At 39.3% G+C, this 23,325-nt stretch carries 19 protein-coding genes and 1 tRNA gene; 6 read left to right on the top strand and 14 right to left on the bottom strand.

Annotated features, from left to right (window positions below; genetic code table 11):
- Position 1: 1 nt before the first annotated feature.
- From Q0N70_RS03840 to cimA, 4 genes are all read right to left on the bottom strand, one after another.
- Entirely contained in the window at positions 2–1,270 is a 1,269-nt protein-coding gene (locus Q0N70_RS03840) for a diaminopimelate decarboxylase (RefSeq protein ID WP_294014029.1), read from the bottom strand.
- 142 nt (positions 1,271–1,412) lie between these two features.
- Positions 1,413–3,533 (bottom strand): response regulator, encoded by a 2,121-nt coding sequence (locus Q0N70_RS03845; RefSeq protein ID WP_294014031.1) that lies wholly within the window; start codon positions 3,531–3,533, stop codon positions 1,413–1,415.
- Positions 3,534–3,669: 136 nt separating this feature from the next.
- Positions 3,670–4,755 (bottom strand): 3-isopropylmalate dehydrogenase, encoded by a 1,086-nt coding sequence (leuB, locus tag Q0N70_RS03850; RefSeq protein WP_294014033.1) that lies wholly within the window; start codon positions 4,753–4,755, stop codon positions 3,670–3,672.
- Between the two features lie 97 nt (positions 4,756–4,852).
- Positions 4,853–6,451: a citramalate synthase gene (gene cimA, locus Q0N70_RS03855; protein ID WP_294014035.1), complete on the bottom strand. Its 1,599-nt coding sequence runs from the start codon at positions 6,449–6,451 to the stop codon at positions 4,853–4,855.
- 339 nt (positions 6,452–6,790) lie between these two features.
- On the opposite strand from cimA, the gene thrH reads away from it, so the two are divergent.
- Positions 6,791–7,396, top strand: coding sequence for a bifunctional phosphoserine phosphatase/homoserine phosphotransferase ThrH (gene thrH, locus Q0N70_RS03860; RefSeq protein ID WP_294014038.1), 606 nt, complete (start codon positions 6,791–6,793; stop codon positions 7,394–7,396).
- A gap of 126 nt (positions 7,397–7,522) precedes the next feature.
- Here the strand turns inward: thrH and Q0N70_RS03865 are convergent, their stop codons facing one another.
- The 4 genes from Q0N70_RS03865 to Q0N70_RS03880 form a co-directional block, all read right to left on the bottom strand.
- Entirely contained in the window at positions 7,523–9,202 is a 1,680-nt protein-coding gene (locus Q0N70_RS03865; RefSeq protein ID WP_294014040.1) for a formate--tetrahydrofolate ligase, read from the bottom strand.
- Positions 9,195–10,004 carry a pseudouridine synthase gene (locus Q0N70_RS03870; protein ID WP_294014042.1) on the bottom strand — a complete coding sequence of 270 codons (810 nt, stop codon included), beginning with the start codon at positions 10,002–10,004 and terminating at the stop codon, positions 9,195–9,197. The genes Q0N70_RS03865 and Q0N70_RS03870 overlap by 8 nt, the downstream gene beginning before the upstream one ends.
- A gap of 95 nt (positions 10,005–10,099) precedes the next feature.
- Positions 10,100–11,599 carry a hypothetical protein gene (locus tag Q0N70_RS03875; protein ID WP_294014044.1) on the bottom strand — a complete coding sequence of 500 codons (1,500 nt, stop codon included), beginning with the start codon at positions 11,597–11,599 and terminating at the stop codon, positions 10,100–10,102.
- On the bottom strand, positions 11,578–13,308 hold the full coding sequence (locus tag Q0N70_RS03880) for an adenylate/guanylate cyclase domain-containing protein (protein WP_294014046.1): 1,731 nt from the start codon (positions 13,306–13,308) through the stop codon (positions 11,578–11,580). Before Q0N70_RS03880 ends, Q0N70_RS03875 begins: the two co-directional genes overlap by 22 nt.
- 82 nt (positions 13,309–13,390) lie before the next feature.
- Here Q0N70_RS03880 and murJ point away from each other — a divergent pair, with 82 nt between their 5' ends.
- Positions 13,391–15,001, top strand: a complete 1,611-nt coding sequence (gene murJ, locus Q0N70_RS03885) for a murein biosynthesis integral membrane protein MurJ (protein ID WP_294014048.1) — start codon at positions 13,391–13,393, stop codon at positions 14,999–15,001.
- Positions 15,002–15,018: 17 nt separating this feature from the next.
- Positions 15,019–16,152, top strand: coding sequence for a Xaa-Pro peptidase family protein (locus Q0N70_RS03890; protein ID WP_294014050.1), 1,134 nt, complete (start codon positions 15,019–15,021; stop codon positions 16,150–16,152).
- On the opposite strand, the gene Q0N70_RS03895 is transcribed toward Q0N70_RS03890, so the two are convergent.
- Both Q0N70_RS03895 and Q0N70_RS03900 read right to left on the bottom strand, forming a co-directional pair.
- Positions 16,149–17,165, bottom strand: coding sequence for a Gx transporter family protein (locus tag Q0N70_RS03895; RefSeq protein WP_294014052.1), 1,017 nt, complete (start codon positions 17,163–17,165; stop codon positions 16,149–16,151). The genes Q0N70_RS03890 and Q0N70_RS03895 overlap by 4 nt on opposite strands.
- Positions 17,165–19,237 (bottom strand): FAD-dependent oxidoreductase, encoded by a 2,073-nt coding sequence (locus tag Q0N70_RS03900; protein WP_294014055.1) that lies wholly within the window; start codon positions 19,235–19,237, stop codon positions 17,165–17,167. Before Q0N70_RS03900 ends, Q0N70_RS03895 begins: the two co-directional genes overlap by 1 nt.
- A 209-nt stretch (positions 19,238–19,446) precedes the next feature.
- On the opposite strand from Q0N70_RS03900, the gene Q0N70_RS03905 reads away from it, so the two are divergent.
- A complete protein-coding gene (locus tag Q0N70_RS03905) occupies positions 19,447–19,701 on the top strand; it encodes a ferredoxin-thioredoxin reductase catalytic domain-containing protein (RefSeq protein WP_294014057.1) in 255 nt (84 codons plus the stop codon).
- A 14-nt stretch (positions 19,702–19,715) separates the two neighbouring features.
- Entirely contained in the window at positions 19,716–20,024 is a 309-nt protein-coding gene (gene trxA, locus Q0N70_RS03910; protein WP_294014059.1) for a thioredoxin, read from the top strand.
- Positions 20,025–20,070: 46 nt separating this feature from the next.
- Here trxA and Q0N70_RS03915 read toward each other — a convergent pair whose 3' ends face one another.
- The 4 genes from Q0N70_RS03915 to Q0N70_RS03930 form a co-directional block, all read right to left on the bottom strand.
- Positions 20,071–21,756, bottom strand: a complete 1,686-nt coding sequence (locus Q0N70_RS03915; protein ID WP_294014061.1) for a glycoside hydrolase family 3 protein — start codon at positions 21,754–21,756, stop codon at positions 20,071–20,073.
- Positions 21,757–21,911: 155 nt separating this feature from the next.
- A tRNA-Cys gene (locus tag Q0N70_RS03920) sits at positions 21,912–21,983 on the bottom strand.
- A 49-nt stretch (positions 21,984–22,032) separates the two neighbouring features.
- A complete protein-coding gene (locus Q0N70_RS03925; protein WP_294014063.1) occupies positions 22,033–22,314 on the bottom strand; it encodes a hypothetical protein in 282 nt (93 codons plus the stop codon).
- Positions 22,304–22,843: an NUDIX domain-containing protein gene (locus Q0N70_RS03930; RefSeq protein WP_294014065.1), complete on the bottom strand. Its 540-nt coding sequence runs from the start codon at positions 22,841–22,843 to the stop codon at positions 22,304–22,306. The genes Q0N70_RS03925 and Q0N70_RS03930 overlap by 11 nt, the downstream gene beginning before the upstream one ends.
- Positions 22,844–22,921: 78 nt before the next feature.
- Between Q0N70_RS03930 and Q0N70_RS03935 the strand changes: the two genes are divergently transcribed.
- Positions 22,922–23,323 (top strand): hypothetical protein, encoded by a 402-nt coding sequence (locus tag Q0N70_RS03935; protein ID WP_294014067.1) that lies wholly within the window; start codon positions 22,922–22,924, stop codon positions 23,321–23,323.
- Positions 23,324–23,325 lie beyond the last annotated feature (2 nt).

The raw sequence follows: 23,325 nt of genomic DNA on the forward strand, positions 1-23,325 counted from the left end.
ATCAGCTGAAGTTTTTCAGTCCTTCAAAATCCAATGTAGCAAAATAATCCTCGACTGTTTCGCGGCGGCGGATTTCTTTTACAGATCCATCTGAACGCAAAAGAAGTTCTCCGGCACGAAGCTTTCCGTTGTAGTTAAAGCCCATTGCTCTTCCGTGCGCGCCGGCATCGTGGATAATCAAAAGGTCTCCAGTTTCAATTTTTGGAAGATTTCTCTGAACTGCAAATTTATCGCAGTTTTCGCACAAGCTTCCAGAAACATCATAAATATAATCTTTAGGAGCGTTTTCTTTTCCGCTGACAGTAACTTCATGGTAAGCTCCGTACATTCCAGGGCGCATCAAGTCCGCCATGCTTGCGTCAACTCCAATGTAGTTGCGGTAGATATTTTTTTCGTGAATCGCTTTTGTAACAAGCCAGCCGTAAGGTCCTGTAATAGGACGTCCGCATTCAAAGCAAAGCTTTAAAGGATCTAGTCCAGCCGGAACAATCATCTTATCGTAAAGAACTTTTGTTCTTTTTGCGACATAATCAAGGTCAACTTTTTTCTGTCCGCTCTTGTAAGGAATTCCAACTCCGCCGCCAAGATCCGCAAACTCAATATTAACGCCGCACTCTTTTTGAACCTCAAGAATAAGCTCAAAAACTATGCGCGCAGTGTCAACAAAGAAATCAGGGTTAAGCTCGTTGGAAGCAACCATCGTGTGAATTCCAAAATGCTTTACGCCTTCCGCCTTGCAAATTTTATAAGCCTGAATCATCTGCTCTTTTGTAAGACCGTACTTGGCTTCTTCCGGCTTTCCGATTATAGAATTTCCGCCTTCCTTTAAAGGTCCAGGATTATATCTAAAGCAGATTGTGTCTGGAAGCTTTCCGCCGAGAGCATTTTTCAAAAACTCAATATGAGTAATGTCATCGAGGTTTATAATTGCTCCAAGTTTCTGCGCATAAACAAATTCCTGGGCGGGAGTGTCGTTGCTTGTAAACATTATTCTGCGCCCGGTTATTCCAGATTTTTCGCAAAGCATAAGTTCCGGCAAGCTAGAACAGTCTCCGCCGCAGCCTTCACTTTCAAGAACTTTTAGAATGTAAGGATTGGGAAGCGCCTTGACCGCAAAATATTCCGTAAACGAAGGAAAAATGCTGAATGCTTTATAAAAATATTTTACATTTTCGCGGATTGCTTTTTCATCATAAATATAGAAAGGAGTAGGAAATTTTTTTGCAAGCTCAACAAGCTGGCTATGGCTCAACGGAAAATCTGAACTCATAAAATGCCTCCAAAACAAGCTGGTAATTTTTGCAATAGTATTGCACTTTTTTGGAGGGAAGACAAGCCACCTTTTTTTTCAGCTTAGCGAATTGATGCGACTTTTCTTGCCGCATATTAAATTTTCACATTCTTCAAGAGAATTATTTTGCAAGGATTTCGGATAAAAGTGCAAGCAACGCCTTTATGTCAAATGGCTTGGAAACAAAATAATCCATTCCAGATTTCAATGCCTGCTCCTTGTCTTCTTCAAAAGCATTCGCCGTCATCGCAACAATTGGAATAGAAGACTTGGACTTGCTTTTCATCTCGCGGATTTTCATAGAAGCCTCGTATCCATTCATGACAGGCATCATCACATCCATAAGAATAACTTTGTAATATCCGTCCGGGCAAGCAGAAAGCATATCCAGCGCGATTTTTCCGTTTTCAGCCTCGTCAATAACAAAGCCTGCGCCCTTTAAAAGTTCCCTTGCAATGTCGCGGTTAAGGCTGTTGTCTTCCACCAAAAGAATTCTAGTTCCTTTCAAGTCCACTGATTTTTCCGGGGAATCAGAAATTTCTTTTTTGCCAGATTCTGTTTCAGGAGCATTTTCAAAGTCAAAACATATAAGAAATTCTGTTCCAACATCTTTTTTGCTTTTTAGAAAAATCGAACCGTCCATTTTTTCAACAAGATTTTTTGAAATTGAAAGTCCAAGCCCTGTTCCCTGAACATGAAAGTTTTCAATATTTTCGTCCCGCTCAAACGGATTAAAAACTTTTTTCTGAAACTCTTCCGACATTCCAATTCCGTTGTCCTTGATTCTGAATTGATACGAAGAATATCCATCCGAAACAGAAGGAGTTTCCGCGGCGGTGAATTTTATTGAGCCGTTTTCTCCAGTGTATTTTACAGAGTTTCCGAGGATGTTTATAAGAATCTGCTTGAGCCTGAGCTTGTCGCAAAAAACTTTACGGCTAAGATTTCCATGGCGCAAAACTGAATAATTAAGTTTTTTAGATTGAAGTTGCGGCTGAATAACGCTGTCAACTTCCGCAAGAATATCTTCAATTGTATTCGATGTGAGCTTTATTTTTATTTTTCCGCTTTCAATTCGGGACATATCAAGCACATCATTTATAAGGCAAAGCAAATAGCTTGAACTTGTCTTTATGCGCGCAAGATCCGACTTTATAAGTTCCGGGTTTCCAATGTGCTTTTCCGCAAGCGAAGTGTAGCCGATAATTGCGTTCATAGGAGTTCTAATGTCGTGGCTCATGTTGGAAAGGAATCGCGACTTTGCGTGGCTTGCAAGTTCCGCCATGGACAACGCTTCCTGCAATGCTTTCCGCTGTTTCATCTCATGTTCGGTTTCCGTGTCAACATTCATAAAGCCCATAAGAACATTTCCTGTTTCGCGGATATTTCCAATTCTAACAACAGTAAGCTTCATGTAGGAAATTTTGTTGTTTATATACGAGCGGAAATTTACGTAATAACTTTCACGCTTGGAAAGCTGCTTTAAAATATTTTCACGGGAAAAAGCACGTTTGATCATGTCGCGGTCATCTTCATAAACTGAAACGCTGGCGTAAAAATCAAGCACATCGTCATAAGGAAGACCTTCCAAAGATTCATTGTAAAAAGAACTTACTCTGTCGTTGATTCTTACAATGCGGATTATTCCAGACATTACATTTATCATAAAAACATTGCTGTATTCAATTGTAAGAGCGTTGATAATTTCCAGCTGATAAAGTTTTTCTTCTTTTTGCCTGTAGCCGCTTGTAATATTTTTTACAACAGCAAGTCCCATTATGTCGCCAGTGTTTTCGTCCTTTGTAAGAATTATTGTTGTGCGTGTCCAAAAAGATTCGCCGTTGTAAGTAGACCTGCTTGAGTCAAACTGAATTTCATATTTTTCCATTATAAACGAATCCAAGAGACAGTAAACGTTCATCTTCTCAAGGAATCGTTTTTTTTCTTCATCCGACAAATCCCAGCAAAGCGCGTCAATAAAATCAGTGTAAGAACAGTTTTCAGGAAGCCCCATCGCAGGCTTAAGCTGAATAATCCGGTCGCTCATTCTCTGCACAGGATTTCCTACAATCAAGTCTTTTGAAAGATTGAATTCATAGAGAATCATTGCGTCGGCAGCGATTGCCTTTTTGTACTGATTTGTTTTTATATCGCCGCTATCCAAAATGTAGCCGCTAACACTTTTTTTTATCTGGGAAAACTCATGTTCCTTGTCGTCTGAAAAAATAGAAATATTTTGCATTTTCTTAATTGTAATCCTAAATGAAAGAAAACACAAATAAAAACAAAAGCCAGAAATGAGTAAAAAAAATAAGCCGCCTGCAAAAAACTTTTCAGCTTAATGCAAACGGCTTTAAATTTTTTCAGCAAAAGTAAAGCTAGATGCGCTCTACAACAAGCTGGCCCATTTCCTTTGTGCCGACAAGTTTTCCAGAAGACTTAAGCTCTTCAAGGTGGCTTCCGGCAATGTCGCCTGTTCTGTAGCCTTCATCAAGAACTGAATTAACAGCGTCTTCAATAACTTTTGCTTCTTTTTCAAGTCCAAAGCTATAGCGCAAAAGCATCGCGGCAGAAAGAATTGTCGCAAGAGGATTTGCAAGATTTTTTCCGGCAATGTCTGGAGCAGAACCGTGAATCGGCTCGTAAAGTCCAGGACCTCCGTCGCCCAATGAAGCTGAAGCCAGCATTCCGATTGAGCCTGTAATCTGGCTTGCTTCGTCAGAAAGAATGTCGCCGAACATATTGCTTGTTGCAATTACATCGAACTGACGCGGGTTGCGGACAAGCTGCATAGAAGCATTGTCAATATAAAGGTAAGAAAGCGCAACATCAGGATAGTCGCCTTTTACAGATTCTGTAACTTTTCTCCAGAGCTGGCTTGAATTCAAGATGTTCGCCTTGTCAACTACGCAAAGACGCTTCTGGCGTTTCTGTGCGAATTCAAATCCCATGCGGACAATGCGCTCAATTTCACTCCAAGTATACTTTTCTGTGTCCCAGGCAGATTTTCCGTCAGCGGCAGTTCCTCTGTCCCCAAAGTAAATTCCGGAAATCAGCTCGCGGACAATGAGAATGTTAAGTCCATCGCCGACAATTTCATCTTTTAAAGGACAAGCATCTTTAAGCTGCTTCCACATTACAGCCGGACGAAGATTTGCAAAAACTTTCATTCCTCCGCGAAGACCAAGCAATGCTTTTTCAGGACGAAGTTCAGACGGAAGGTTGTCCCACTTTGGACCGCCCACAGCGCCAAGAAGAACAGCATCGCTTTTAAGGCACTTGTCAAGTTCTTCCTGTGGCAATGGCTTTCCGAACTTATCGATTGCGCATCCGCCGGCAGTAACAGTTTCATAATTAAATTTATGACCGAATTTTGAAGCAACTGTGTTCAAGACATTTACAGCTTCGGCAACAACATCAGGACCAATTCCATCTCCAGGAATCAAAGCAATATTTTTTTCCATAATCAAACTCCTATAAAAAGTCAACGAAAACTTTACTAATACTAAAGTTTATAAAGTATTTATAAAATACTCCAAAGCAACATTTATGTAAAGGACATTAAATGAATTTGTGATATTTTTTTTCAATATCCTTAATCAGTTTGTATTCAAAAGAATCAACCAAGGCAAGCCAGGAAGCTTCAATAACATCGCAGCTCACACCGATTGTCGTCCAGCTGTCAGTTCCGTCTGTAGATTCAATCAGAACACGGACACTTGCGGCTGTGGCTGATTTTCCGTCAAGAACGCGGACTTTATAGTCTGTAAGGTGAATATCCTGCACGCTCGGATAAAAAGATTTGAGCGCAGTGCGCAACGCAAAGTCAAGAGCGTTAACAGGACCGTTTCCTTCGCCGGCGGCAATTTCTTCATGACCGTCAACTTCAATTTTAAGCTGGGCAAAAGAATAAAGTCCTTCTTCAATAAGCGGAGACTCATCGGAAGTTTTATAGTAACGCAATTTAAAGAACGGCTGGTATTTTCCAATCGACTTGCGGACTAAAAGCTCAAAGCTTCCGTCTGCGCCTTCAAACTGGTAGCCCTGATGCTCAAGTTCTTTTACCTTCGCCATGATTTCTGAAACAACCGGACTTGACTTTGTAATTGACGGATCAAACTTTCTGATTTTTTCAATAACCATGCTTCTTCCAGCAACTTCGCTCATAAGGAACACGCGGGAATTTCCAACTGACTCAGGCTCGATGTGCTCATAAGCAAACGGATTTTTTAGAACCGCATCGATGTGCATTCCGGCTTTGTGCGCAAAAGCATTCTGGCCGACATAAGGAAGCCCCGGGTCAAGCGTAATGTTTGTAATTTCCGCAACGCGCTTGCATATTGGAGTGAGCTGTTTTATGTTTTCTTCTGGAATACACTTGCAGTTCATCTTAAGCTGAAGATTTGAAATTATTGTAGAAAGATTTGCGTTTCCTGTGCGCTCGCCGAATCCAAGAAGAACACCCTGAACATGAGTTGCGCCGGCTTCAACTGCGACAAGAGAATTTGCAACGGCAAGCCCAGAATCATTGTGCGTGTGAATTCCAATCACCGCGCCCGCCCCGAATTTTTCAACAGCGGCACGGACACCTTCGCGGCACTCTTCAATCATTGCGCCGCCTTTTGTCTCGCAAAGTGAAAGGACGCTCGCCCCACCCTCAATCGCAGCACCCAAAGCCTTTAAAGCGTAATCTTTGTTCGCCTTGAATCCTGTAAAAAAATGCTCGGCATCAAAAATAACATTGCGGCCACGCTGCTTTAAATATGCGCAAGTATCCCTTATCATTTCAAGATTTTCTTCAAGGGAAGCATGAAGAATTTCCGTAGCCTGAAAATCCCAAGTCTTTCCGAAGATAACGACAGTTTCCGTTTCCGCAGAAAGAAGGCTTTGCAAGTTAGCGTCTTCCGCGCATGAAGAGTCTTTCCTTCTTGTTGAGCCGAACGCAACAATCTGAGAATTTTTCAGTTTAAGGCTTTTTGCACGCTGAAAGAATTCCATGTCCTTGGGATTCGAGCCAGGGTTTCCGGCTTCAATATATTTTATGCCCAAGTCGTCCAAAGCCTGCACAATATGAATTTTATCCTGAACAGAATAGCTTATTCCTTCTCCCTGCGAACCGTCGCGCAAAGTAGAATCAAGTATCTCAATCTTTCTTTCCATAGCGGAAAATATATCAGAAATAATTTTTTTTTAATAGCGTGATTCAGGAATATTTAATTTTCCTCTGGAATTCTTTAAAAGCTTCAAGAATATTGTATTTTCCAGATGGAATTCGTCAAAAAACTCAAGAATATGGAATTTTCCTGAAGAATATGCATAAAAAGTCTGGAATATCTTGTATTCTTCAATATTTATGCAAATTCTTCAAGAATATACAATATTCCAGAAGAATATCATTTATTCCTGTATATTTATGCATATTTTAACAGAAAATCGGCTTAAAATTGCACAATGGTTCAGATTCTGATAAACTAAGGCAAATTTTATTCGGAGAAAAATATGTACATTACATGCTTAGATTTAGAGGGCGTTCTTGTTCCTGAAATTTGGATTGCATTTGCAAAGGCTTCTGGAATCCCAGAGCTTACACGCACAACACGCGACGAGCCGGACTACAACAAGCTCATGAACTGGAGAATCGGAATTCTTAAGGAACACAAGCTTGGGCTCAAGGAAATTCAGGAAGTAATTGAAAAAATAGATCCGCTTCCTGGCGCAAAGGAATTCCTTGACGAGCTTAGATCAATCTGCCAGACAATAATAATCAGCGACACATTCACGCAGTTCGCTTCTCCGCTGATGAAAAAACTCGGACAGCCTACAATTTTTTGCAACTCGCTTGAAGTTTCTGATTCCGGGGAAATCACGGGATTTAAAATGCGCATCGAAAATTCCAAGCTGACAACAGTAAAAGCTCTTCAGTCAATTGGATACGATACAATCGCATCTGGAGACAGCTACAACGACCTTGGAATGATAAAGGCAAGCAAAGCGGGATTTTTATTTAAAAGCACAGACAAAATAAAGTCGGAAAATCCAGAGCTTCCGGCGTTTGAAGAATACAGCGAGCTTCTTGACGCAATAAAAGCCCAGCTGAAAAAATAATAATTTTTGCAAAAAAGCATACTCTGGATTTTTCCAAAGTATGCTTTTTTTTTATTTATGGTTTATCAAAACCTTAAAAACGGATGAGCCAAGGCCTTGAGTGCAATCGTGCCTTGACCAGACGTATTAGAACAGTCCTGAAATTATTCCGTTGTCATCAACGTCTATATTAAGAGCCGCAGGAGCTTTTGGAAGTCCAGGCATATCAACGATGTCGCCGGCAAATGCAACAACAAATCCTGCTCCAGAATAAAGCTGAACATCGCGGATCGGGAACACGTAATCTTTTGGCGCGCCCTGCAAAGATTTGTCGTGGCTTATTGAGTTCTGGGTTTTCGCCATGCAGATTGGAAGAGATCCAAATCCCTGCTCTTCAAACTGCTTGAGTTTTTTCAAAGCCTTTCCTTCAAATTCAACAGAAGAAGCTCTGTAAATTTCCTTTGCAAGAATTTCAATTTTTTGTTTAAGCGGAATATCAAGCGGATAAATATTTTTGAATTCAGAAGGTGAATCGCAAAGCTCAACAACTTTATGAGCAAGGTCAACAGCTCCGTTTCCGCCTTTTTCCCAGCCTTCGCAAACTACAGCGTTGCATCCATTTTCCGAGCAAAGTTTCTGCACAAGCGCAATTTCTGAATCAGTGTCTGTAATAAATTTATTGATTGCAACAGCGACAGGCACTCCGAATTTTTTCATGTTCTCAATATGAGCCTTGAGGTTTGCAAATCCGATTTCAACAGCCGGAATATTTTCTGCGGCAAGGTCTGCCTTTGCAACACCGCCGTGCATTTTAAGAGCGCGCACAGTAGCAACAATCACAGCGGCATTTGGAGCAAGTCCGTTCATGCGGCATTTTATGTCAAAGAATTTTTCAGCTCCAAGGTCGGCGGCAAAGCCAGCTTCGGTAACAACGTAGTCTCCCAAGGCAAGCGCGCAAAGTGTGGCGTTGATTGAATTGCATCCGTGGGCAATATTCGCAAAAGGTCCTCCATGTATAAATGCAGGATTTTTTTCAAGTGTCTGAACCAAGTTTGGGCGGATTGCATCTTTTAAAAGCGCGGCGACAGCTCCAGTGCAGCCAAGGCTTCCGAATGTAACAGGATTCTTGTTGTAATCTGCGCCGATTGTAATTTTGGAAATGCGCTCTTTCAATTCTGAAATTGTTTTTGACAGGCAGACAATCGCCATTATTTCGCTTGCAACTGAAATCTGAAAATGGCTTTCACGCGGAACTCCGTCAATTTTTCCGCCAAGCCCGACAATCACATTTCTAAGAGAGCGGTCATTCAAGTCCACGCATCTTTTCCAGGAAATTGTGCGGGGATCGATGTTTAAGGAATTTCCCTGTTGAATATGGTTGTCAATAAGAGCCGCCATAAGATTGTTTGCAGCAGTGATTGCATGAATGTCGCCGGTAAAATGAAGGTTTATATCTTCCATTGGAACAACCTGCGCATAACCGCCGCCGCAAGCTCCGCCTTTTATTCCAAAGCAAGGACCAAGCGAAGGCTCGCGCAAAGCAATTACAGAGTTTTTTCCAATTTTTCTAAGGCCGTCTCCAAGCGCAATCGTTACTGTTGATTTTCCTTCGCCAGCAGCAGTCGGAGTCATCGCAGTAACCAAAACAAGTTTTCCGCGGGAAGAAGAGTCAAGTGCTTTTTTCTGCAAGGCATTGAGTTTTTCAAAGGAAATTTTTGCTTTGTAGTTTCCGTAAAGCTCCAAAGATTCCCGGTCAATTCCAATTTTTTCCGCGATTTTTTCAACTGGCTCCATTACATTTTTCTGGGCAATTTCAATGTCAGTCATTTTTTTCCTCTACATCTAAAAGTCTTATCTCTTCCTTTGTGAGCGGTCTGTAGCTTCCTTCTTCCAAAGTTTCATCCAGAAAAAGATTGTTGATTCTTATTCTTTTTAAGTAAACAACTTCGTTTCCAAGGGCTTTGAAGATTCGCTTTACCTCGTGGAATTTTCCTTCCGTAACAGTAAGGCAGCAAACTTCTGAAGGATTTTCGCTAGTTTTGGTATAATACTGATTTTTATCTTTCCATTCAATTACGGCAGGGCGGCAGTCAGCTTCTCCGTCTTTTCCTTCGGCTTCAATGTGAACTCCGGCGGCAAGTTTTTTTTCGTAGCTTAGCTTTTCTGAATCATCAACGGAATCGCGCAAATAGACAAGATAAGTTTTTGGAACTTCATACTTTGGAAATGTAACCCGATGAATTAAATTTCCGTCGCTCGTAATAACAAGAAGTCCTTCGGTATCCGCGTCAAGCCTTCCGACTGTGCTAAGATTTCCGCCTGGATATTTTCTGTTGTCTTCTGGTGAAATATATTCAAAAACAGTTTTTCTTCTGTCGGATTTTGTGGAGCAGACTGCGCCGCAAGCCTTGTTCATCATAAAGTACGCATTTTGTTCAACAGTAAGAATTTTTCCGTCCACAAGAATTTCGTCAGTGCTTCCGTCTGCGTGAAATTCCGGTTCTCTTACAATAATTCCATTTACAGAAATTTTTCCGCTTCTTATAAGACGCTTTACATCACGGCGCGTTCCCATTCCATTGTTTGAAAGAATCTTATCAAGGCGTTCTGTGTTTTTTAAATCAGACATTTTTCAACCTAATTTTTAACTGCAATAAAAAGCAATGCAGCGCAAGCAACACAAAATGCCGCCACACTGCAAATGAAATAAAATTTTATTTTAAATTATTTTTTAGCTTTTGGATTTACAGGCTCTTCAAAAATAATTCTGTCGCCAGTTTTTATTTTTAGTCCGCCTCCAAAAGCAAGATTTGACAAAACATAATTTCCGTCATCGTTCAAGGAAATTTCGCCAATCGCAATTTTGTCTTTTCCGCGCCAAAGTGAACAAGGTAAAATAAAATCACGGTATTCAGGATTAGTGAAAATATTGCGGCTGAATTCGGCAATGTAAATTTCAGTGCCAGAATAATCACTTTGTTTTGCAATAATTCCGTCAGCTGTGCTTTTTCCAAAAGGCTCTGAACAAATCGCTTCAAGGAATTCATTGTAATCCGAAGAAACACGTTCATAATCATTTTCCACGGAAGTTTTTTCCGCAATGAGCCTGTTGACTTCCGAAACGCTTGCAACTGAAATTTGATTTCCGGCAGTGTACGCATAACGCTTAATTGAGCGAACAAACGAAGCAACCGCATTTTCATCTTTAAATGGAAGCTGCTCTAAAAGCTCTGAAATTTTTTCAATTGAATCGTACAAATCTCTTTGAATTTCAAACACGTCTTTAAAGTCTTCTGACGCATCTTCGGAAACAGGAATTTCAATATCCTCGTAAACAGGTCCTGTGTATTCGTCAGTGAAATTTTCTGCAACTTTAACAAGAGTCTTTGCATCTGCGTTGTCTTTTGGAATCGGCGGATCATACTGATTGATTGTAAACGCAAGAAGCTCTTCCTGCCGCTTTAAATCTTCAGCCTGAGTTTGCTTTAAAAGATTTCTTGAATCTTCAAGGCGGGCCTCATAATCGTTGATTATTTTTTCCTTTTCCTTTTCGTGCAAAAAACGCTCGCTGTTTATAATCGCCTTTTGCTTTTCCGCTTCCTGAACTCTTGTAGCATCGAATTCATTGCGCTGCTCCGTATACATTTTTAAATCTTCGTTGTAGTTCGCAATGAATTTATTATATTTTTCCACGGAAGCCAAATCAGCTTTGTAAGTCTGCTCAATCTGCTGCTCCTGCTGAAGACGCCGGGTTTTATTTTTAATATTCAATGCGGCAAGTGATTTTAATGCGGCGGCGCGGATTCCTTCGATTCGTTCGATTTCCGCATTGCGCTGCTCTTCAATCGCTTTTTTCGCATTTTCAATTTCGTGGATTTTTTGGTCGATGTCGTTTACTTTGTTCAGCAAGCTGGTAAGATTCAAGCTTTTAAATTCGCTTACTTCAACTTTTATTTCTCTGTTTGAATTTGCAACAAAAAGCACAAGGAAAACTGTAATCGCAAAAACAACTCCAAAGCAAATAAGAAGCCTAAGCCACATATTTTGCCACATGAACGAAAAGCTGTTTTTCTTTGTCTTTGAAAATTCATCTTCTATGCTGAAAGATTCACGCTTGTTGTCCATTGCAATTCTGTTTAGTTCATTTTCAAGAAGAAGCGCAACTTCCTTATGAACATTCGCAGCCGCAGGAACCATTGAATTTATTTTGTCGTCATTGCCCATATTCCACTCCAGTCTTCTGGTGAAGATTTCATTCCGATTCTTTCAAGGAAAACTTTTGCAACATCCAAGCCTGATTTTTTAAATTCAGCTCTTGCAGTTTTCCAGTCGCCGTCATAATAAGCTTTTAGTCCGTATTCGAAAATTTTAAACTTTTCATCAAGGTTTTCAAACTTCCATTCTTCAAGAGAACATTCTTTGTCAAGCGGGAAATAAATTTTTACGCCTTCAGTTTTTCCTTTGACTTGAACTGTGTCAATTTCATAAAATTTATAGCGTGAAGCAGCCTCGTTGTCGCGAAGAGTTTCTTCCATAATATACGAGCTTACAATAACTGGGACTTTGTAAATTCTTGTAAGGCCTTCCAATCTTGAAGCGGAGTTTACATTGTCGCCAATTACAGTATTTGCCATTCGCTTTGAAGAACCGATATTTCCGTAGAAAACATTTCCTCCGTCAATGCCAACTCCAACATCAAGCATTACAGCCTGATAAACGCGCTCTTCGCTTTCTGTAAGCGGACGTTCTTTTTCAAGGACAGCGCGGCGGTCTGACATTTTCTTTCTAAGTTCCGAAGTGACAGCCGTAATTTCCCATGCGGTTTTTATCGCATCGTAAGATTTGTTTGTTTCAACGTGCTCTTCAATTCCGTAGCTTGCAAGAATCGCATCACCAATAATCGAGCCGATAATTCCATTGTTGTCGCTGACTTTTCTGATAACGGAATCATAATGAACATTCAAAAGACCAATGATGTCGTTTCCCAAAACTTCAGTTCGATAAGTAAAACTTTTTATGTCGCTGAAAAGAATTGTAAGCTCGCGCTGGCTTCCTTCCAAACGGATAAACTGCTCTTCATGCGCCTTGCGAACAACGTTTTCAGGAACAAACTTTTGGAAAATCTGAAGAAGATTTGTTATCGTGGAAGAAAGAGAGTTGAAGTTTGCGGCAAGATAAGTGATGTCATCATTCGGAGATTCTGAAATATCAATGAGATTAAGTTTTTTGTCCTGCTGCATTTTGTAAAGCTGCGTTGAAAACTTATTGATATTTGAAAGAAGCCCGTCAAGAATTTTTGTTCCCATAAGAATGAAAAACGCTGACATTATAAGAACAAGCACAACGGTAATCCACAGAACTTGATACATTGCGCGGTTTGTGTCGGAACGACGGTTTGCACGGATTATATAAGTGAGCCAGTCCGGATGATATTTATAAACTCCAAAATACTCGTCTCCATCAGGAGAAATGAAAGAAACGGAACCTTCATGTGTTTCAGAATTTTCCATCATTTCGAGGCAATCTTTATCTGTAAAGCGTTCCCATTTCAGTTCTTCATTTGGAGTAGCAAAAAACAAAAGAGAGCCGTCTGGATTCACGCCAAGCGCAACGCTATTTTTTTCATCTTTTGCAAATCCGTTTTTCGCGCTTTGAGCAATTGAATCAATGGAAGTTTGCGTGTCCTGCGAATAAGCTTCAATTTGCTTCTGGCTATTTGCAACGTTGTAAAGTTCCGTGAGTTTATCAACAAGAACAATATTTGAAAGCTGAATTGTTTTTCTCTGTGAAAGCATAATCGCAACAAGGTTTGTTGAAAAAGTAGAAAGCAAAAGCATTGCCACAAAGAAAATAATTATTTTCAATTTTGTAGGAACAATCGGAGTGTCGCCAACATATTGAAAAAACTTTAAATGACGTTTTCCAGTCTTCAAAATTTTCCTCCCGTTGCTCTCCTTTAAAAATAATCCTTTAGCGATTGCTTTATTTTATTAAGCGGATTATTCTATATATTATATGTCTACTTCTCAAAAAAATAAAGAAAAAAATGCGCAAAATTCACTTTTAGCAAAAGGAATTTCACTTTCAATGCTTACCTTGGCCTCAAGAATTCTTGGACTTTTAAGGGAAATGACAAAGGCACGCTTTTTAGGAACTTCGGCTTTTTCAGACGCATTTGGAATCGCTTTTATGATTCCGAATCTTTTCCGCAGGCTTTTTGCTGAAAATTCGATTTCAGTGGCTTTTATTCCGACTTTTAAAAATCATCTTGAAGAATGCGGAACTCCAGAAGGAAAACAAAAAACGCAGGATTTTATAAGCGCGACTTTTACGTTGGTTGTTTTTCTGACATCAGTTTTTGTTGTCGCCGGAATTATTTTTGCGCCGTTCATTCTGCGGATTTTTTATGCTGACAAAAATTCAATGGAAGAAGCTGTTGTTTTGACAAGGATAATGTTTCCTTATCTTTTTGTAATTTCCGTGGCGGCTTTTTTTCAGGGAATTTTAAACGGACTTAAAATATTTTCGCCGTCAGGATTCACTCCGATTCTTTTCAATATAACTGTAATTTTGTCAACGTATATTCTTTCTCGCTTCACGGAAAATCCCGCAAGAGCAATGGCAATAGGCGTAATTTCAGGCGGAACAATCCAAGCGATTTTTCAGCTTCCGTTTGTTTTAAAAAATGACTGGCGCATAACTTTTGTAAATTTAAAAAAAGCATTTTCAAATGAAGGAAGCAAAAAAGTTTTTGCGTTGATTGGTCCGACAATAATCGGAATGGCAGGCTACCAGATAAACGACATTGTGTCTTCGGCATTGGCGGCGCGCGCAGGGGAAGGAATCGTTTCAAGCCTTCAATATTCGCTCAGGCTTCAGGAATTGATTTTGGGAATTTGCGCTGTAACAATCGGAACTGTAATTCTTCCGGACTTAACTGGTTTTGCAAAAAAAAATCTGTGGGAAAATTTCAACTCGCTTTTAATTCAGTCAATAAAAATAATGGCGTTGATTGCAATTCCTGTAACTTTTTATTCGCTTGCAATGGGCGAAAATATTATCACGTTAATTTTTGCAGGCGGAAAATTCAATTCAGAATCAACAAAGATGACTGTTGAAGTTTTTAACTTTCACATCGCGGGACTTTTTTTTATTGCCGTAAACAGAATCGTTTCCCCGGCATTTTATGCTCAGCAAAACACCAAAAGCCCCACAATTGCAGGACTTATAAATTTCGCCGTGAACATTGCGCTGGCTTCAATTCTTTCAATCAAGTTCAAAGGAAAAGGAATTGCGCTGGCTCTCACAATTGCAAGCGCGGCAAACACATTGATGCTTTTTATTTTTTTAAGAAAAACAAAATCAATTCATGTTGGAAACATTTTAAAGCTTGCAGTTTTATATGCAATAAAAATCGCGGCGTTTTCTGTAATTGCAGTTATTCCTGTTATTCTGACAAAAAATTATTTTATTAAATTTTTCAGCGGAAATCCAAGAATCATTTCACAAGGAATTCCTGTTTTTGTAACCGCGGCAATTTTCGGAGCAATCGGAATTTTGCTTCTTTTCATTTCAAAAGATTCACTTTTAAAAACAGCATTTGAAAAAATTTCAAGACGAAAATAAATTTTCAGAGGAAAAAAATGGAATTTAATTTAAAGCAAATTTATGAAGACAGACGAAAAAAAGTCAGCGAGTATTTAAAGCAAAACAACATCAAGGTGGCAATTTTTGAGGATTCAGAACAAAGAAGAGATGTTGCCGTGCGTTATCTTTGCGGACATCCAAGCGACGCATCTTTAATTATTTTAGACAACGGAAAATCATTTTTAATTCCATGGGACGAAAATCTAGCAAAGGACAAAGCATTTGCTGACGAAATAATCCCTTCTGAAAAATTTAAAAGAAGCTATATAAATGCCGCGGAAGAAATTTTGACTTCAGCCATTTCCGAAAAAAAATCAAAAATCTGCATTTCTCCAGAAACCCCATATATTCAGTTTAAAAAATATTCAGAAAAACTTGGAAGCTTTAAAATCTGCGCTGAAGAAAATTCTGCGCACGACTTTGTAAAATCACTTCGCGCTGTAAAAGACAAATATGAAATTGCCTGCACAAAAAAAGCCGCTTCAATCACAGATGAAATGACAAAAATCATTGTAGAAAATTTGCGCCAAGGAAAAATAAAAACAGAAACTGACGTTGCGCTTTTTGCAGAACGTGAGCTAAGAATAAAAGGCGCAGAACGCACAAGTTTTGACACGCTTGCAGCAGGACCAGAACGAAGTTTTGCAATCCATGCTTTTCCGGGCTACACGCAAGGCAACTGGGGAACACAAGGATTGTCAATTTTGGACTACGGAGTTTGCTATGAAGGCTATGCGAGCGACTGCACAATCACAATTGCAAAAGGACCGCTTTCAAAAGAACAGGAACAGCTTTTAAATTCTGTGCAAGAAGCCGCAGATGAATGCAAAAAACTTTACATGCCAAAAGAAAAAATTTCGTGTGCAGTAAAAAAGGCCGATGAAATTTTCGCAAAGATAAATAGAGTTATGCCGCATGGACTTGGACACGGAACTGGCCTTGAAATTCACGAAGAACCGTTTGTAAGCATGAGGGCAAGTGAAAATGATGTCTTTAAAGCCGGAAACATAATAACTCTTGAGCCAGGACTTTATGACAAAACGCTTGGCGGAACTCGTCTTGAAAACGACATTTTGATAACGGAAACTGGCAATGAAATATTAACTCACTCAGAAATATTCAGACTTTAAATTTCATTGCGCCAAACTTTGCAAAGCCGGCTGTCAATTTGAAAAATAAAATTTTCTTTTGTCAGCCGAAACTTTGTTTCTGTCAATTTTGAAAAATAAGACATAACATTAGAAAAAAATCTTCCTACCCTGCCATTGAAGAAAATATTTTTTGAAATTAAAAATTGCGACACAAAAACAAAGCCGCAAAGCCGGCCAGCTTTTACAAGTCCCAAATTCAAAGCTCCCAAAGTTATATTTAATTTTCCAAAAGAAAATAAAATTTTTCCATGCGGAGAAAACAAAGAAAAAAATACAACAAAAAAAATCAAAAGCACAGACGGTAAAATTTTCAAAACTCTTTTTTTTATAAAAACTAAAAAGGCAAAAAGCACAACAATAAAATAAATTTCAAGAACTGAATTTCTAAAAGCCAAAACAGAAAAACCGATTGCAGAAAGAGCAATGTTAAAAAAATTTATCTTTTTATTTTTTGAAAATTCTGAATCCATTTTTGAAGGAATTCCAATGGCAAGCTCATTAAACCAAACTGATTTTCTGCAAAATTTTTCTGCAAAAATTCCCAAAGCTAGCGAAGTGCAAAATGAAACGCTAAGCATTGGAGGCGCAATAAATTTCACATTTGAGCCAAATATAAAAATGCCAGCTAAAAAAATCTGCGCAACATTATTTGCAAGCCCGCCGCAAATCGAAACACCAATGAAAGAAATTTTGCTCCTAAAAATAAAATACGCAAGCATCATGGAAAGACCAGAAGCGACAGAGCCTGCAAAAGAAAAAATAAAAACGTAAGAAAATAAAGTTCCGCTTACAACTGCCTGCAAAAAAATTTTTAAGAAAACAAGAAGCAAAGTTTCTTTTTTTTTTAACACTGAAAGACTTATCAAAATCGGAAGATTTGCAAATCCAATTTTAAAAAAAGGCAGAGGCTTTGGAACTGCATATTCCACAGCGGAAAGAAAAAAGCAGAGAGCAGAAAAAAAAGCAATTTTGTTCCAGTCAACTTTTTCCATTAGCGAAGATAAACCATTAAAAGCATTATGTCGCTGTTTCTGATTCCACTTATTCTTGAGGCCTGTCCCAAAGTTAGCGGCCGGACTTTTTCAAGTTTTGCACGGCTTTCAGAAGACAATGCGACAATTTTTGAATAATCAAAATCAGCTGGAATTCTTGCGTTTTCCATGCGGTGCATTTTTGCAACTCTGGAATCCTGCTTTTCAATATAATAGCGGTACTTAAAATCTTCTTGTGCCAAAGTCCATTCAAGATTATTGAAAGCACCCGGATTTTCAGCATCTGGATGCTTGCTCAAAAATTCAAGAGCTTCATCAACTTTTTGATATTTCAAATTCATCTGCTCAAACTGCGATTTTGAAATAAGTCCTGCATCAAATCCTTTTTTCCGCAGACGTCTGTCAGCAGTGTCATGCCTAAGTTTCAGCCTGTATTCAGCGCGGGCAGTGAACATTCTGTACGGCTCTTTTGTTCCAAGCGTAACAAGGTCGTCAATAAGAACGCCAATGTATGCTTCATCGCGGCCAAGAACAAGCGGCTCATAAGACGGAATTTTTTCAAAAGAATCAAAGCCAAATTCCTTTTGAGTTTCCCTCAATTTTTTAGACAAGGCTTCTGTTTCCCGCGCGGAAATTTCAGCAAAATTTTTCAACTCGTCAGAATTGAAAACTGGCTTGGGCATAAATTTTCCAGGCTCAGAACTTGCAGGAGAAGAACCAAATGTTGAGTCGGAAGCGCAAATCGGTCCGCACAATTTTTTATGCTCTCTTGCATAAAGCGCGGCATTTATTCCGGCAACAAGTCCCTGCCCCGCCGCTTCTTCATAACCAGAAGTTCCATTAATCTGACCAGCATTAAAAAGACCAGCAACACGTTTTGTTTCAAGAGAAGGAAAAAGCTGAGTCGGCTCAACATAGTCGTATTCAACTGCGTACCCCGGACGGCTTACGATACAATTTTCAAATCCAGACATAGTTCTCAAAAAAGCATCCTGAACTTCTTCTGGCAAACTGGAGCTTAATCCGTTCAAATAAATTTCGTCAGTTTCAAGTCCTTCCGGCTCAACAAAAAGCTGATGCCTGTTCCGCTCCGAAAAACGCATAACCTTGTCTTCGATGCTCGGACAATAACGAGGACCAACTCCGCTGATTTTTCCAGAATACAAAGGCGAGCGGTTTATATTTTCTCTGATTATTTTATGAGTTTCTTCATTTGTGTAAACCAAATGGCAAGGCACAATCGGGCGTTCAATTTTTTCATCATCAAAGCTAAACGGAACAATTTCCGAGTCTCCTTCCTGAAGTTCAAACTCTGAAAAATCAACTGTGTGCTTTAAAATACGCGGAGGCGTTCCGGTTTTCAGTCTGCCTGTTGTAAATCCAAGGCGGCTCAAACTTTCCGTCAAACCAAATGCGCCGGTCTCTCCCAAACGTCCGCACGGAGCATCATATTCGCCGATAAAAATTCTTCCGCCCAAAAAAGTTCCCGTTGTAAGAACTGCGGCACGGCAAGGAATAATTCTTCCACGCTCCGTAACAACACCAATAATTTTCTGTCTCATTCCGCTGCGGCACGCTTGTGTGGCAAAAGTATATGAAGAGTCCGAGCGTTTTTCCCCAGGAATCGAACCAGCTTTCAAAGAACCAGAACTGTCTTTTGGCAGCGGCACATCCGAAGCAACCGTCAAAACGTCAACAACTGTGTCCATCAAAGTTGAAAGATTTTCTGTAGTTTCCACAACATGGCGAGCAAGAGATGAATAAACAATTTTGTCGGCTTGGGAACGAGGAGCTTGAACTGCAGGACCGCGGCTTTTGTTCAGCATCCTGAACTGAATCATCGAGCGGTCAATCATCTTTCCCATTTCTCCGCCAAGAGCATCAATTTCCCGGACTATATTTCCTTTTGCAATTCCGCCGATTGAAGGATTGCAGCTCATTCTTCCAATTGAGTCAATCGACTGCGTAATTAAAATTGTCTTTAGCCCCATTCTAGCGCAAGCAAGGGAAGCTTCAATTCCGGCATGACCTCCGCCACAAACTGCTACATCGAATGAATCATAAAAAGCCATAGTTCCTCTATTTTTTCAAGCGGAAAGTTTTTAAAAGCAAAATTTTTCAGCGCAAAATAAAAACTCAAAAACCTGAATTTTCAATTTTCTAAATGCGCCAAGTATACCAAATTTTAAATCTAAATGGAAGAAACTCTTTCCACAGAAAAATTGATTCTGATTATTTTTTGTCAACTTGTCTTATGCAAAAACATTTTGTATCTTTTATTATGACAGAAAAAATTGCAAAAGATTTTTATAACGACTTGCTTTTGTTTGGAGGAAAAATGAAAATAACTGAAAATCCAAATTCTGAAATTGCGCAAACTGTAAAAGAAGGCTTAAAGCAAAAAGGCGGATACTGTCCGTGCAGAGTTGAAAAAACTCCAGACACAAAATGTATGTGCAAAGAATTCAGAGACCAAATAAAAGATCCTGAATTTGAAGGTTTTTGCCATTGCATGCTTTATTATAAACAAAAATAATTTTGGAGGAAATTATGGAAGTAAAAATCACAGAATCAAATTTCAAAGAAGAAGTTTTAAACTCAAACAAACCTGTCCTTGTTGACTTTTGGGCAACTTGGTGCGGACCTTGCAAAATGCTGTCTCCTGTAATTGAAGAAATTGCGGCGGAAAAATCAGAAACTTTAAAAGTCGGAAAAGTGAATGTTGATGAAGAGCCTGCGCTTGCAACACAATTCGGAGTCGTAAGCATTCCGATGCTTGTGCTTTTCAAAAATGGCAAAGCAGTAAAAACAAGCGTCGGCTATCAGCCAAAAGAAGAAATTCTAAAATTCATAGAATAGCAGCAAGAAATCCGTCTGAAGATTTTTTATCATTAGGCGGATTCTTTTAGTGCTTTAAAGGAATAATTCCCTGTGGAACAAATTCTCCGCTCAATGCCCCAAACAAAGCCGCAAACGAGTAGCTTGAATAGCTGTACCCGCAAAGAATCGTGTCCGCCCAGTCAAAATCATCAAGAACAAAAACCGGCGACATAATAGAAAAAACAACAACGCGCTTGTCCATATACCGCAAACGTTTCGCAATGTTGGCCGTGTGCTTGTCATAAACGCAGATAATGATTGTGTCATAGCTGTCCGCAACGGAAACTAACGAAGCCGCGTTCCAAATGTCAAAATTGCTGTTGTCGTTTTTCAATTCATAGCTAAAATGAAAAGTTGAAACATTTGGATAACGCTTCCGCCCTTCACTATAAAGCGAAAGAAAAGGTCCTGCTATTAAAATGCGTTCGCCTTCCGCAGGCTTTAACGGAAAAGCTGAACCTTGCTTGTAAACACTCACAGAACGGCAGGCTTGCTCAAGAAAAAATTTCTGTCCGTCTTTATCTGGAATGTGCTCAAAAATTGAATTCTCATCAGGATAAAGAGGCGCATGATTTTCACTTTTAAAATAATTCAGCTTGGCAAAAACAACACGGCGGGCAGCATCTTTTACACGTTCTTTAAATTCTGAATTTGTTCTCATCCGCTCAAGATTGCGTGTCCACATATTGTCATAAAGTCCGGCAGTCGTGGAAGAAATTATAATGTCGTTTCCAGCCTCAATCGCCATCATTACAGCACGATGAAAAGAGCCAGCAAATAAAGTCGCGCCGTTCATCATCATGTCATCAGTAATTATAAGGCCATCGTAATTCATCTGGCGGCGCAAAATATCAGTAAGAAATTTTTTTGAAAGGCTTGCAGGAGTTCCGTCGCTTTCAATCTGCGGAAACGAAAGATGCCCGCTCATGATTGCCGGAATTTTTGCCTTTATCAAATATTCAAACGGAACAAGCTCACGGTTCACCAAAGTCCGCGCATCAATTTCAATCTGCGGAAGTCTTCCGTGGCTGTCAAGGCTTGTGTCGCCATGTCCGGGAAAATGCTTTGCAGTCGGAATAACACCAGCGTCCATAGAGCCAGCCGCAAAAGCTTCACCCAAAATTCCAGAATAAACAGGATCAGAGCCAAACGACCGCGGACCAATTACACTTGAATTCAAATTCGTATACAAATCCACAGTAGGAGCAAAATTCATATTAATTCCAAGCGCACGGATTTCACGGTTTATATAAAAGCCGGAATAATAAGCGTCAAGAGGATAACCAGAAGCTCCAATCGCAAGATTCCCCGGGGTATCAGAAGTTTCACCTTTTACATGGCGAATCCAGCCGCCTTCCTGGTCAGTAGCAACAAACAGAGGAATCTTTAAAGGCCTGCTTGCCGCCTCCTGCTGAAGAATGCGCACTGACTTTGCAACTTTCTGAATGTTGTCAGTATTCCAACCGAAAACTTTTACACTGCCAAGTCCACGTTGCGTCACCCAGGAATTCAGCAAGTCGCTCGGCTCTGCCCCAGCCCAGCCAAACATTAAAATCTGCGCAAGAAGTTCTTCATCGCTCATGGATTCAACAAGCTTTTGAGAAAGAGGTTCTGGCGGAATATCGCTCCAAAAATCTATTTTTGCAGAATCAGCAAAGGCAACTGAAAAAATTGCTGAACAGAAAAAAAACGCTACAACTTTTAATTTCATTGAAAAAATATTTTAGCTTAAACAGACAAAAAATGCAATTTTATAAAAAAATGCCGCCCGAAGGCAGCAATATATAAAATCGGATTCCAGCTTTGCTTGTAAAATCCGTAAGCGCAAAAAAAAGATGCCTTAAAAAAGACATCTTCAATTGCGAAAGGCGTCAATCGGAATCGAACCGATGCATAGTGGTTTTGCAGACCAGTCCCTTACCACTTGGGTATGACGCCATAACGTGAAAATACTATAGCAAGAAAAAAGATTCTTGTCTAGTGGAATTTACAATTTTTCAAAACGTTCTTTTAGAACAAGATAAGAGCCCAAAATTCCGCACAAACATACAATTACAATCACATAAGTTTTTAGCGGAATCAAAATCGGAAGAAGTTCAACAAGAGCGCAAAGAAGCAAGCTGCTTACAAACGATGCACTGGCTTTGGAAATTTCTTTGCCTTCTTTTTTCATTGCATTTTTTTTCGCTGAAATTTTCATGCAGTAAAAAAACAAAACGCAAAGATAAATTATAATTCCTGCAATGCAAACAAAAAAACTAGCGCGCATTTTTTATCTCCAGATATTTTAAAAGAGCTTTTTTTGCAGACTCGAATGCCAATGGAATTTTTTCTATATCCGCCAAAGATTCAGCTTTTACCCATTCAAGTGAAATGACTTCGCTCTGCTGAGTTTTAAATTCAAAATCAGAAGGCAAAGACGCAGAATAAAACAAGTCGCAGGTTTTATAAATTATTTTTTTATAAACATAAGTATTTGGAAACGCCCCGACAAATTTTATGTTTTCCGGCACAACTCCAATTTCCTCGGAACATTCACGCATTACGCTTTTTTCAGGCTCTTCGTCAGGCTCGCAAAATCCTCCGGGAAACGCAAGAAAATTTTTTCTAGGTTCTTTTGCCCGGCGTTCAAAAAGAATTTCATATTTTTCATTTTCAAGAATCACACCAACCGCAGAAGCAACGTTGTTAAAAAGCTCAAGTCCGCAATCAGGACAGAACCATTGTCTTCCGTTCAAAAGTGTTTGGACTTTTTTTGAGCCGCAATCAGGACAAAAATTAAATTTATTATTTTCCATAAAAAACATTATATCACAAATCGAGCGCAATGAAAAACTGCTATTTTATTTTTTACAAATTAAATGTATATTTACTTCATGGATAACATTCAAAAATTTTTTTCAGATGTTCAAAAAATCAAAAAACATTACCGTTCAGAAAATCCGGTTTATGACGGAAAAAAAGTTTGCATTCAAATTCAGAATTTATTTTCAAACTCAAATAAAAATTTAAAGTCGCTTGCAGATGCTTTTTCTGATTACTGGATGAACAAATATATTTTAAATTCAACTCAGCCAGAAAACGAGCCAACTGACGAGCACATAAAAATTCTTGGAGCAATGCAGGCGCTCATAGAAAATGACGTTTCTTCAACGGAAGCTTTGAGCAACGAAGACTGGAAAGAACTTTGCCAAATTACAAATTGCGAGGCGGAAGAAATTCCAATTGAAACTTTAAACAGCTTGATGATGATTTTTTTAGACAAGCAGGCAATGTAATC

The sequence above is a fragment of the uncultured Treponema sp. genome (assembly GCF_945873775.1).
Taxonomy (GTDB): Bacteria; Spirochaetota; Spirochaetia; order Treponematales; family Treponemataceae; genus Treponema_D.